Annotated in this window: 14 protein-coding genes; 7 read left to right on the top strand and 7 right to left on the bottom strand. The window is 37.1% G+C overall.

Features of this window, described 5'->3' with window-relative positions:
• Positions 1–173: 173 nt before the first annotated feature.
• The gene (locus AC25Y6_RS19315; protein ID WP_482100620.1) at positions 174–305 is read right to left on the bottom strand and encodes a hypothetical protein; all 132 of its coding nucleotides are present in this window, start codon (positions 303–305) and stop codon (positions 174–176) included.
• Positions 306–486: 181 nt separating this feature from the next.
• Between AC25Y6_RS19315 and AC25Y6_RS19310 the strand changes: the two genes are divergently transcribed.
• Entirely contained in the window at positions 487–732 is a 246-nt protein-coding gene (locus tag AC25Y6_RS19310) for a helix-turn-helix domain-containing protein (protein WP_488144164.1), read from the top strand.
• Positions 733–1,215: 483 nt separating this feature from the next.
• Here AC25Y6_RS19310 and AC25Y6_RS19305 read toward each other — a convergent pair whose 3' ends face one another.
• Entirely contained in the window at positions 1,216–1,359 is a 144-nt protein-coding gene (locus AC25Y6_RS19305; protein ID WP_488144163.1) for a hypothetical protein, read from the bottom strand.
• Between the two features lie 171 nt (positions 1,360–1,530).
• On the opposite strand from AC25Y6_RS19305, the gene AC25Y6_RS19300 reads away from it, so the two are divergent.
• Both AC25Y6_RS19300 and AC25Y6_RS19295 read left to right on the top strand, forming a co-directional pair.
• On the top strand, positions 1,531–2,370 hold the full coding sequence (locus tag AC25Y6_RS19300) for a LysM peptidoglycan-binding domain-containing protein (protein ID WP_488144162.1): 840 nt from the start codon (positions 1,531–1,533) through the stop codon (positions 2,368–2,370).
• A gap of 32 nt (positions 2,371–2,402) precedes the next feature.
• Positions 2,403–2,504 (top strand): YjcZ family sporulation protein, encoded by a 102-nt coding sequence (locus AC25Y6_RS19295; RefSeq protein ID WP_482101000.1) that lies wholly within the window; start codon positions 2,403–2,405, stop codon positions 2,502–2,504.
• A gap of 626 nt (positions 2,505–3,130) precedes the next feature.
• Here AC25Y6_RS19295 and AC25Y6_RS19290 read toward each other — a convergent pair.
• Entirely contained in the window at positions 3,131–3,286 is a 156-nt protein-coding gene (locus AC25Y6_RS19290; protein WP_482100623.1) for a hypothetical protein, read from the bottom strand.
• Between the two features lie 368 nt (positions 3,287–3,654).
• Between AC25Y6_RS19290 and AC25Y6_RS19285 the strand changes: the two genes are divergently transcribed.
• From AC25Y6_RS19285 to AC25Y6_RS19270, 4 genes are all read left to right on the top strand, one after another.
• On the top strand, positions 3,655–4,440 hold the full coding sequence (locus AC25Y6_RS19285) for a molybdopterin-dependent oxidoreductase (RefSeq protein WP_488144161.1): 786 nt from the start codon (positions 3,655–3,657) through the stop codon (positions 4,438–4,440).
• On the top strand, positions 4,441–4,722 hold the full coding sequence (locus AC25Y6_RS19280; protein ID WP_488144165.1) for a hypothetical protein: 282 nt from the start codon (positions 4,441–4,443) through the stop codon (positions 4,720–4,722).
• A 495-nt stretch (positions 4,723–5,217) separates the two neighbouring features.
• Positions 5,218–6,306 carry an extracellular catalytic domain type 1 short-chain-length polyhydroxyalkanoate depolymerase gene (locus AC25Y6_RS19275; RefSeq protein ID WP_488144160.1) on the top strand — a complete coding sequence of 363 codons (1,089 nt, stop codon included), beginning with the start codon at positions 5,218–5,220 and terminating at the stop codon, positions 6,304–6,306.
• A gap of 197 nt (positions 6,307–6,503) precedes the next feature.
• Positions 6,504–6,665: a hypothetical protein gene (locus tag AC25Y6_RS19270; RefSeq protein ID WP_488144159.1), complete on the top strand. Its 162-nt coding sequence runs from the start codon at positions 6,504–6,506 to the stop codon at positions 6,663–6,665.
• A gap of 104 nt (positions 6,666–6,769) precedes the next feature.
• Here AC25Y6_RS19270 and AC25Y6_RS19265 read toward each other — a convergent pair whose 3' ends face one another.
• From AC25Y6_RS19265 to AC25Y6_RS19250, 4 genes are all read right to left on the bottom strand, one after another.
• Positions 6,770–7,450 carry a TetR/AcrR family transcriptional regulator gene (locus AC25Y6_RS19265; protein WP_488144158.1) on the bottom strand — a complete coding sequence of 227 codons (681 nt, stop codon included), beginning with the start codon at positions 7,448–7,450 and terminating at the stop codon, positions 6,770–6,772.
• A 481-nt stretch (positions 7,451–7,931) separates the two neighbouring features.
• Positions 7,932–8,102 carry a hypothetical protein gene (locus AC25Y6_RS19260; protein ID WP_488144157.1) on the bottom strand — a complete coding sequence of 57 codons (171 nt, stop codon included), beginning with the start codon at positions 8,100–8,102 and terminating at the stop codon, positions 7,932–7,934.
• A gap of 7 nt (positions 8,103–8,109) precedes the next feature.
• The gene (locus tag AC25Y6_RS19255; protein WP_488144156.1) at positions 8,110–9,219 is read right to left on the bottom strand and encodes a YkvI family membrane protein; all 1,110 of its coding nucleotides are present in this window, start codon (positions 9,217–9,219) and stop codon (positions 8,110–8,112) included.
• Positions 9,220–9,478: 259 nt separating this feature from the next.
• Complete coding sequence (locus AC25Y6_RS19250; RefSeq protein WP_488144155.1) at positions 9,479–11,908, bottom strand: GcvT family protein; 2,430 nt, start codon at positions 11,906–11,908, stop codon at positions 9,479–9,481.
• Positions 11,909–12,560 lie beyond the last annotated feature (652 nt).

Below are 12,560 nucleotides of genomic sequence, written 5' to 3'. Positions count from 1 at the left end.
ATGATCCATCTACACTCTTCTTTACCATTGGACGTAATCTTCATCGAGCGTAAGCTTCGCTATCAACCCAATTTATATTATCGTCTCATTGTTTTCGACATACAACAAAATCTTATCGAGCATACTTCAATCGAATCGGAGTCCACTGCTTTATATAATCGCCCCCATTCCGATTAATAAACTGATAGTACCGTAAATAGCGTAATTATGATAGGGACGCCGTAGCCTACTGTCATCCATACATAATCCGACGGGCTTACCGCTTCGTCATCGTCGGCCATGAAGTAGCGACGCAAGGCCATCATAAGCGCCCCCTCCCGAGTTCGTCGAAATTGTGAATTACGGTAGTGCCTGCTGCTTTTAGTCGTTCAATTGCGCTGATTTCTACTGTGATTGTCATAATATACCCGCTCCATTCAGTATAGTTTATTACATAATAAGTCTTACTCTTAACGTCATACATAATATGTAGAACGGAGTGAAACGATGCAAGCAAACGTAAAAATAACACTCGGACAAAAGCTCGAAGATGTGGGCATAACGCGCAACGCCGTAGCTGTCGAGCGCAAGATTCGCCCGGCAACGATAAACGAGCTCTGCAACGGTGGTAGCAAGTCGATTAGCTTCGACACACTAGAACAGATTGTAAACGCCTTGAATACGCTCGATAAGGACGACAACGGTAAGCCGTACGGAATACACGACGTAATGATAATTGAATACGGAGAATAACCGAAAAGGGCTGGCGCTTGAGTGCGCTGCTCTTTTTATGTTGTGCGATATCCGCATGGCTAAAGGAAAAAAACCAACGCCAATTTGCGCAATACCTTCCGATTCCTTCTATATAATAACCGTTTAATATCGTAACCTCCGAATACCTTTTCCTTCGCTGGCACTTTATAATACGCGTCTTAGAAATGTACGAGCGCCGCCTCGCCGTTTGTCGTAAGCTTAACTGCGCCGCAAATCGATTTAGCAAAGCGTTTCTTTTCGTGTTCAGCCGAAACGTACCACGCATCCGATACGATCACCTACGTCGTCCCCCAATCTCCATTGCCGAGCGGACTCGGCTTGACATCGGATATAACGCTATATGACAACGCTACGAGTGCCTTCAAATTTACGAGAACGGTTTCAGCCTCCTTTGCTTCGTCAGCTTTCTTAGCATCCGCAGCTACTTTCGCCTTTGAGTCTGCCGCGATTTCTTCAACCGACTTAACCGCTACTGCGGACGCTTTCTTCTCCGACTTCGCGGCTTCCTTCGGCTTCTCGACCGTCTTCGCCTGCGCCTAAGCTCCCCCCTTTTGTTTCCCGCAACTTCACAAAGAATGTAAATCCATTTTCTGTGCGGGTCTGCATCGTAAACTTTTCACCTTCAATATGATGTTGTGTTTTTTGAACCGCAACCGGTCAGACATGTACCGTTGACACTTCCCGTTTATAATTCTTTTGATAATTCCATGAATGACTCAAGATGATCGTCCCTATCCTTTTTGTTTTACAAGAATATCTTATTAGATAGATTCTTCTTTGAGTAAGACTCTTTTAAAAATTAAAATGGAGGTGATGATATTGTCAATAGTTTTTAATAAAACTTATATTTACACAGTGAGTAAGGGCGATACATTATTTTCAATAGCTCGGAGATTTGGAAGTTCTGTTGAAGCAATAGGACGAGCGAATCATTTATTTCAGCCGGTAACTGATCCTGGTCTTATTTATCCTGGAGATGTACTTGTCGTCCCAGTCCTTTCTAAAACCGGAAAAGTAACTTATATTGTTAAATCCGGAGATACAGTTAATAAGATTGCTTCTAGGTTTGATGCATTTAGTGATTTAGTTTCTGGTATTAATGATTTAGTAAACCCCAACATTATTTTCCCTAATCAACCATTGACAGTACCTGTATTTATATACGAAATACAATCAGGTGATACACTTTCATCGATTTCGAATAGATTTGGAATTTCCCTTTCAAGCATTATAATGGCTAACCAAAACCGACCAGGTTACCAAGGTGATCTGATTTGGCCAGAATATGAGCTAATTCTCCCTTTACCAACCTCTCAAAACATTGTCATATGGACTCCACTTCCGGGAACAATAGTAGTTAATGGACAAAGAATAGAGGGTCAGGCAAGAGCGTTTGAAGCAAATGTTTTATATCAATTAAGAGACGTTAACGGAACTATTGTTTCTAACGAACGTTCTACAATGGCTAATAAAGGAGCTCCTGAGTACGGAAATTTTACAAGCACTTTACCATTCAACAGAACCCCTACATCAAATACTGGTGAACTTTGGGTTTACACAAGAAGCGCTAAAGATGGTAGTATCCAAGACTTAGTAAAGACAAAAGTCTATTTTTAAGAAAGTTTACCTTGTATTTATGCATAATTGTGATGGGCGATAGGTTGACTCATTCTAATGGGCGAAAGGGATTTGCATTGATTGTTGTATTGTTTATCCTTTTGATCATCATTGGTGCTGCATTGTTAAACTAAAATAAAAGGAAAGAAGCTGGATTGTAATTCAGCTTCTTTCCTTTGTATATAAACACTGTGCATTATGTTATTGATAAAGAAAGATTTGTAAATATGTACAATAAAACTATATTGATTGCTTCTTCAACTAACGCATTAGTAATAAATCAACAGTAAAATACATGAGCTTGGGAATACATCTCCCAGCTCATTTTTACTTTCCTATGAAATAACATGAATAACCTTGACCGCTTAGAATGCGAAATTTCTCCGACTTAACTTATTTAGTATTTCAGTAACTGCTGTTTCCCTTGATTAAACCCAACCAGAAACGAAGCCGCTGTTATAGTTCCTGTGACAAACATAAATGCAATAGCTTCAAATATGGCAATCGTTGTCATATACATCTCTCCTTCTCCATTTACTTGAATATAAAAACACCGACAGCTATTCCCGTCGGTGCATGTTGTTTCTACATTTTAATAGCTACTGAACTTTCGATAACATTCAATAGCAAACGGACAATACCTACAATGACTAGAAGGCGTTGAAAGGCATAAACTCTCCGCTTCTTCTGGCTCTAAAATCTTTTAGAATTGATTTCATATGCTTTCGCCGCTAAATTATTGGCTTGTTCCAGTTGTAGATTACTGTTGCTGGTTTGCTGTGCCTTGATTGCTCATGTTAGATAACTGAGGAATTATATTTTGTAATTGTCCACCGCGACCGGTCATCAGGCTATAGGCAGCAGCTCCAATTCCAATGGCCGCTACAATTGGTAATACCTGAATGTTATTCTTCATTTTGACCCCACCTTTCTGTTGACTGTTTTTTGAACATTTATAGCTTGTGTATTACTATTTGAAATAGTCAAGTTATTTTTTCCCATTGATCATTAAATGGTACCTGCAAAGGCAGAAGTCATAAAAAAAGCCGACTGTATCCCAGAGGATTGAATCGACCTTTAATATATCTCAAACAATTTAGCGTAAATATCCCATATGATTGTGGGTGATGCAAAAGTAATGTCGTTAAATTGGCGGGTTGTCCACCAATCGCACCCGATGCTGAAGATCTTTTTAAATATGTAATTAAAATTAATCTTAAAAAATGAATAGCTATTTCTTTTGCAACATAACTATAAATATCATTTTTTTAGGAGGAATTTATATTGAATTCTCAATATCCTTTCTTAAAGCCATTTTTAACTACACATAGTTTACAACCTGAAAATCAGGAAACACCTGTTCAGTTTGTTGAGACTGATGTACTAAATAATCATTTACTTTATAGACGAAACCACTTTTCTTATCCAACGCTTTCTTATTCTAGCTATTGGATTCCAATAAACGGTTCTGTCACAACCCCAAAAATACTTTCCATGCAAGATATCCTTCGATTACCATCGAAAACTGTTAAAGCAGTCCTTGAATGTGCAGGTAATAAACGTAGTTTATTTGAACCTAAAGTATTCGGTGAGCAATGGGGAAAAGGGGCAATTAGCCAAGGTTATTGGAAAGGAGTTCCGTTAAGACTCCTCCTTGAACTATCTGGAATTAGAGAAGGGGCAAAAGAAGTGATAGTGGAAGGATATGATTATGGAAAAAGAACTGACTTAAATAATGTTTATACATATGTCAGGAGTTTACCAATAGAAATAGCTTTACATCCCGACACTATTATTGCATACGCATATAATAATATGCCTATCTCTTTTAAGCATGGTTTCCCCTTAAGGTTAATTGTTCCTCAGTGGTATGCCATGGCTTCTGTAAAATGGATTAAACAAATTAAGGTAATTGATAATAATTTTGAAGGCCCCTTTCAATCTATTGATTACGTCTATTATCCAAACAAGGACGATAACTATCATTCTTTTCCTGTAACAACAATGAACGTTAATTCCACCATACAGAAGCCGTTAGATATGGATGTTGTTCATACGGGTAAACATTAAATCAAAGGCATTGCGTGGACAGGAAAAGGCTATATAAAAAATGTGGAAGTTAGCACTGATAACGGAAAATCATGGTCAAGTGCACTAATAGAAAACCAAAATAATATTGGGTATGATTGGACTACTTGGTCATATGGGTGGACTGTATTGGAGAAAGGTGAATATAAGATTATGACAAAAGCGACAGATTCTTATGATAGAACTCAACCATCCCTCCCTTTCTGGAACAGAAAAGGTTACGGATATAATGCAATTGATAAAATTATTGCTAAGGTTGAATAGAAAACTGAGTAAAGATTTAAATGTTAATGAACTCTTGCTTACACGTCTGGTTCATTAGTTGGCGATGCTGATAATACACCCATATCTTAAACCTCCATATAATTTTATTGTTGTTCTTTTTTATGCAAAATAGTATTTATTATATATAGTTTTTTCTTCTTCAATAATATGGTCCGATTGTTGAATAGCATAATTGACGTTTAAGTATTAAATGAAATTATTAGGATTTAAACAACTTTATTATCCCTTATACAGATTTTAAGTTACTTAACACCCCGGACCATGCCATTTCATGCTCGATTCCACTCTTGTCCCTTTTTCCAACCAGTGTGCCTTACCTGTCAGTCGTGTCATCAATTTCCTTGAAACTTTCCCCTCTACCTTTTACTCTCTAAATCACTTATTTTCTGTTAAAGTAGTAAAACAAGTAATAATATTGCGACAACTATTGGAGTAAGATAAGTAAATAGAGTATAGAAACGGAGGTCAAGAGATTTGGGGGAATTTCTCAATTTTATATATTACGATTTTAAATACAAGCTATATATTCCTAGTCAATATAATTCAGATAAAGAGTCTCCGTTGTTGGTGATGCTTCATGGATGTGAACAAAATCCGGATGATTTTGCTGCAGGCACAAACATGAACACACTTGCTGAAAAGGAAAAATTCCTTGTCCTCTATCCTGATATGAACCATCTGTTAAATCCTACAGATCTGGCCGGGTATAACCCCTTTGGCTGCTGGAACTGGTTTTTAGATGAAAATCAACACCGCGGTAAGGGACATCCCAAGCTAATTTATGAGATTTTAAATGAGGTCAAAAGTAAATACAAGATTGACTCAAATAAAGTATACGCTGTGGGCTTCTCAGCAGGCGGGGCACTAGCCTGTATTCTTGGTGTTACGTATCCAGATGTCTTTAACGGTATCGGAATTTGTTCGGGACTAGCCTATGATGCTGCCAATGTATATTTTCTAACCGACCCGATGGCTAAGGAAGCTAAGAATAGTATGGAGAAAGGCGTGTTTGACCCATATGCATGCGGAAACAGTGCATTTCAAGAGATGGGAGAGTATAAGAAAAAAATAGGGGTAATTGTTTTCCATGGAATCTGTGATACAACGGTCCACCCCATTAACGGCCAGCAGGTTATCACCCAATGGGCTCAAACCAATTTTCTCGTTGAAGAAGGTATAGGCCTTGCTGATGTTACCCCTACCCTGGTCAAATCAGATATTATAAATGGATATAGCTATACCAAGCATGTATATATTGATGGGGACGGTGGGCCATTATCGGAACTTTGGATGATTGATAAAATGGGGCATGCCTGGTCTGGTGGAAGCCCGAATGGTTCTTACACCGATCCCTCGGGTCCAAATGCAACAGAAATTATATGGAGTTTTTTCAGTAATCATCAACAACAGCCGGATGAAAAACTGATTGAGACTTCGGCCAAAAATTCAATCTCGGCACCAGTTATACTACCATTCAATCCACAGGACGAATCACCAAAGAAGAACTTTTTTAGCATCCTACTTTCAAAACTTATAAAAAGAAAAAATAAAACAAAAAATTAAAGAACCGTACCAATCAATCAAGGTTGACGAATTTTTTATTTGAGCCATATGGGAGTTCATTTGGATCAAACTTTTTTATTCAATGTCATATTCTATTCCCCGGCACGAGGCACAAATAGATGGATATTTAAATGTCCCGTTTGATCCAAAAAATTCATTCGTAAAAGTTCTATAACAATACTTTCGATAACGTAATAGTGGATTTAGAGAACTTCCTAACAGTATTTGAAGGTGTTTTTGATAACCTTCAATCATTATCAACAAACTATTCAAGTTTGCTTGAAGCTAAGCAAGAAAATGAATATGAAGCACGCCAGCTTCAAATAGAAATGGAATCTGAATTTCGTGGTGATTATTAAATACCCTCGACTAATGAAGTAGCTAAAAAACAAAAGCAACCAAGAATTTTCTTAACCGGTTTACTTGTGAGGTGTAAAAATACTAATTAAATTGTTTATATACATTATACGTCATACCCATTAATAGGCGTTGTATTACGTATATGATTAAGAGTTACTTCTGCTGCTTGATCGACTGTGTAAGTAGTCCGATTATTAATAAAAAGCGTTAACATTCCATGCCATATTAAACTATGAATATCAGCAAGTTTTTCAGCTTCAACCCCTTGTATGTATCCTTCTCTCACACATTCATCGAGTGAGATCAGGGTTCGCTTACATTTATCGGATTCTAAAAGCATAAGCCTAATATCATCATCACTTTCTAAGATTTGAACTATGTCAGATGGTGAGTATTCATAGTATTTATGCATGTTAATCGGATGTGTTCCTAGATTAGAAGAAAATACCGCATAATAAATTTGGGGCGATTCAAAAGAATACTTACAAAAGCACTCCCAAATGAGGAAGTATCTTTCTAAAGGTGTTTTTGCTTTTTCGAGATATCCTGGTAAAGCATCCGTATATCTTTTGACCATACTCATCGATGCAAAGAAAATTAAATGAGATAAGTCTTCAAAATAGTTATATATTGTTGCGCTATTATATCCGGCTTTATTAGCAATTTTTCGTATCGTTACCTTATCAAAGCCTTCTTTTTCAATAATTTCAGCAGTAGCACTTATAAAATAGTTCATGATTCGTTTGGTTTGTATATCCTTGTTTAATTCTTTTTGATTTTTCAAAGTACCACCTCTAAGCCGTATAATAAACAATACTGTTACAATTCTGTTTGTTCATATATTATAACCCAGCTTTCTATAACTTAAAATCATTTTGGTAAACGCTCTGACTAACTGCCCATTACTATATTGATATTTGTGGGTTTTTAAATAATGAATTACCATTGCTATATGTATTTTACCTATTGGCATCCAAGAAGTGAAAGACATTACAGAGTAAAAGAATATTTAAATGCTGGAAATAAATATGGAAATAGAAGGAGATAGTAGGAAAAGTTAGATCAATGCTTTTATATACAACCCTATTCACAAAAACCTCGTGACTTTAGTCGAAAGGGTAAATTAATAAATAGGGGCTAAAATAAAGAGACTGCCATTTTAAGCAATTAAGTGAGTTGAAGAAGGGCAGCCTCAATAGTCATCTATTAAGTTGAAACCTAATTCTTATCAAAGTCTTGTTAGAAATTACCTCAACTTGGTTATTTCAATATTCCGCTAAATTAATATACATTTTCTTTTTATTACTTCTTGAAAATTTATCCTTTTTAAATGTGAAGTTCTGAAACAAAACAAGACTTAACATGATCCCTATTGAAGCGATTAACTGTTTGTCTGCTGAAATGGCTTCATACCGTGATGTGCCAATTTTCATCATACATCCGTTATGATAAGCGTGTAGCAGCTTCTACTCTAGCTAGTTTATCTTTTGTCAATTCACTTTTTTGCTTTGATTGTTTTAGTTTAAAAGGCGCGTAGATAAGAATAATCATTAGTAATAAACCCAGGTAGCCTACAAGCGTATAAAACTTGGATACTAAAGTAGTAAATCCAACAAAACTACAAGCAAATCCAATTGCTAAAGATATAATCGTTGCAATATTCGCCTTCTTTGTTCCCATTTTAAAAAATCTAGCAACAAAACTATAGTACATACCAAGAGCTGAGTTGAAGATCATCCCAAACAAAACAATAGAATAAAAAATGGATAGAACAGGTGAGAAATCTTCAACAATCTTTAATAATGGCAAGTCGAATGATGCAACAACATGCACTTGAGAGAAAATTGACAAGTGAGCAAAGAGGATCATAAGTCCTATACCAAGACCTCCAATTAACCCACTAATACCTGCAATGCGTGAGTCTTTTTCTGCCCCACCTATAACAAGTGACATTGAAACCCCTAATGCAATACATAAGGAAGCATAGTTTATTGCGGACATGATCCAGTTAGGGAATGATTTGTCTTGACTTTCTGCAATTGGTTTTAGCTCTGCAAAAGACATGTCCATCGTGCTTAAACTATAAGCAAATATAAATATAATGAATAGTAATAAGAATGGTGTGACAATTGCAATTAGGGAAATAACTTTCTCGACTTTGAGCATCATAGAAATTGCAACAATAACAGCCATAATTAAACTACCAACGAAAACTGGTAATCCAAACTGCTGATTGAGAGTAGATCCTGCACCAGCCATCATAAGCACTCCAGTACCAAATAAAGTGAATATAATGATACCGTCTATTATTCTTCCTAATTGACGCCCGCTAATTTGATAGATGACTGTCTTATGTGACGTTGCTTTAAGACGACTCCCTATATTCGTCATGACCATTCCGAAATAAGCTAATAAAACAGTTACTAAAATTATTGCATAGGTTCCTCTATGGCCAAAACTTGTGAAATATTGTAATATTTCTTGCCCTGAAGCATACCCAGCTCCTATTATAACCCCAATAAAAGCACCAGCAATCTTTAGTATTCTAAACATAAATAGCCTCCTTTTTTTATAAGAATATAGTCATTATTAGTCAAATTTTCAGCCTTATCTTCTTTCTAAGACAAGAATATCCTGCTCACGATATACACCAGCATCAGTTGACTCTCGGGGCACCGTCATTATTAACTTTATGAAAATGTCCATCTCAATTAAAAAGCAATTCGATATTTCCCCTTCATATTTCGTTTAATATTTTGGTAGATAAAAAATGTCATGGCGCCCAAGAGTATACCACCATCTCTGAAAACAACTAATAAGTGAGGACTTTAGGTTTATTGAGGACTGTGGCACTGAGAGTTTGTCCAAAGTATTCAATACTCAATTCAGTATGGTTTTCCAATACTTCAGGAGCTAATAAGGCAGTGACAATTCCCCTTCCAAGACTGTAACTATAGCCTGCACTTGTGACAAAACCGACTGTCTTCCCATTGCTAATAACAGGTTCATATCCCATGACCACTTGATTCGGTTCATCCAGAATAAGTGTTGACGATACAAGCTTAGGAGTCATTTTGCTGCGTTCGATTAGAACTTTTTTTCCAATGAACTCTTTAGTCAGATCAATCATTTCTACAAGGTAGATTTCGTAGGGGCTATGCTCACTCCAATAGTCTTTTCCGTATCTTAATGTCTGTGATTCTATGCGCAAGTTTTCAAGGGCACGGTCTCCAACCGCGATCAGCTTATAAGCTTGCCCTGCTTGATAGAGTATGTCCCAAAGCTGTAAGCCTTGATCATTGGTCGTAAAAAACTCCCAACTTTCTGTACCGTTTACATTAGCGAATACTGCTAGAACTGGTACATTATTGATATAAACTTCCTCCGATTGTTTCTTTTCCCATGCGCCTTTGGCAAATGCATTCCGATCAATGGACTGCATGATATCTCTGGCCCTTGGTCCCATGATACCTAGACCACAAGTGCCCGCTGTTTGATCCTGGATGACAACTTTTCCTGATTTGGGGACATGTTTTTGTATCCAGTTTGCTTCTACTGCACCGGTACAAAGAATAAAGAATGAATTATTATCTTTGCGGATGATTGTAATATCATCTTTAATTCCTGCTAATTCGTGCAGCATCAAAGTCTTTGTCGTACTACCGACGGGAATATCGATATTGCTTGTTGTAAGAGACTGTAAAAGCGCAAGTGCCCCTTCACCGCTGATTTCCAGCCGTTTCTTTGATGCCGTTATATCATATAGACCGGCATGTTCCTGCATATGCAGCTGTTCCGCTTCGATAATCGGCGACCAATAGCGCGCCTCCCAGCCTTCACGTATAAAAATCCTGCTTTCATATCTTTCAGTAAGCGCTTCATTCGCTTCATACCATTGTGGCTGTTCCCATCCTAGTTTTTCATTAAAAACAGCTGCCAATGTCTGCTGGCGCATATAAAATGGACTGACCCGCATATTGCGTGATGTGGCAGACGGTTCGAACGGATGGCGAATATCATAAACCTTTTCATATTCTTCATTTGAACGCGGTTTATAAAAGGCCGGACTTTGTGCATAAGCATCGAAACGATTAATATCGCACAGCTCCAAGTCAAGAGTTGGAGCACCGTTTACAATCCATTCAGCCATTTGTTTACCGACCCCTGTTGAGTGCGTTACCCAAACTGCTTCTGCAGCCCAAAAACCTCGTACTTTTTTCGACTCCCCTAATAACGGCATTCCATCTGGCGTGAACGAGAAAATTCCGTTCATCCCTTTCCTTAATCCCACTTCTTTTAGACCGTGAACCAAATTTTGCGCGTCTTGCCAAGGATTACCATAAAAATGTTCAGGTGTAAATGACTTGATGGAAGGCATCTCTTCACTTTCACCAAATTTAGAAACCTCACTTATCTCAATAGGCAATGCTTCATGTTGATAAGAACCGATTCCTACACTATTAAACACTTGACGATAATACATAGAACTATCTAAATCCCTTACAATTGGAGCTGTTACTTCTTCCGACTCCCCAGCTAATTCAGAAATATCATTTGAGAATATATACTGATGCGCAATGGGCTGAAGAGGAATAGTAATACCTACCATTTCACCTATTCGTTGACCCCAGAACCCCGCACAACAGATCACCAAATCTGCTTCAAAATTGCCATTACTCGTTTCTACTTCTTTAACCTGATCGTTGACCACATTAATTCCCGTTACTTCTCTATTACCGTAAAACCTAGTGCCGCAGGATTTTGAGAAGTCTGTCATTATATTTATAGCACGCAGAGGTTTAGCAATTCCGTCGGTTGGTACATACAATCCTCCTAAAATATTATCTGGATTAATAAAAGAACATTTTTCTTTACAATCTTCTGGCGAAAGTACGTGAGCTTCAATTCCCCACGATTTCCCTGCTCCCGCTTTACGTTTTAAATCATCTAAACGTTCCGGCGTTTTAGCTAACTCTAGACTCCCTACCGAATAAAATGATGGATATTCTTCATCACTTAATTCTGTAAAAGTCTTAACTGTATGTGAAGCTAACTCTGTAAGCAATTTCGAAAAATTAAGTTGTGCAACAAGCCCTGGAGCGTGAGAAGTCGATCCACCTGTTTCAAATAGAGGACCTTGTTCAATGACTGTTATGTCATGTTGTCCCATTTTATTTAAAAAATAAGCTGTACTACATCCAACAATACCAGCACCAATAATAACAATTTTTTTTTGTTCCATAATCACCCATCCTCCATTTATTCGGACAGCAAATACAAAGATTATGCTGTCCAAGATATTATACAATTTAAAATTCTCGTTATATCATTGCTGTTTTGTATTCAACATTTAACTTTTTAGTCACATCAATGTAATCGCTTTCAATAATGAGTTAGCATTTTTAATGAAATTAATTTCTCTATACTATGAACATCCCTCCTTTTCCAGAAGCACTCAGTAAACGAAACTAATAAAGTAATCATGATTACTTGCTAATTACGATAACACAGGAAGATACGGTTGTAAACATATTTTTCAGACTATTCATAATCCTTCTCAATACACGCAATACTCAACTAATAAAGAACTGGATGTTTAGAAGGAAAATAGGATTATGACCTAACTAATGTAACAGAACGCTATGATAAGGCTGAAAAATTTTAAAAAGATTGTAAAAGGCAGTAATAAACTAGTATTAAAAACGCTTGAGGAAGTGATGGAAATATCCCTTAGTGCTATTCACCAGGAAGATGTAGCCAATTATCTTAGACAAATCAAACTAAATTTACCCAGCCATTTTGTTGCAACAGCCTTTTGAACTAAAATAAATCGAGTAGGAGGGAGTGAGTAACTCCCGACCTCTCACACCACCGTACGTACCGTTCGGTATACG

Source organism: Sporosarcina sp. Y1004, assembly GCF_057669665.1.
Note: the sequence above shows the minus strand (reverse complement) of the source record. Positions and strands in the feature narration are given on the sequence as shown.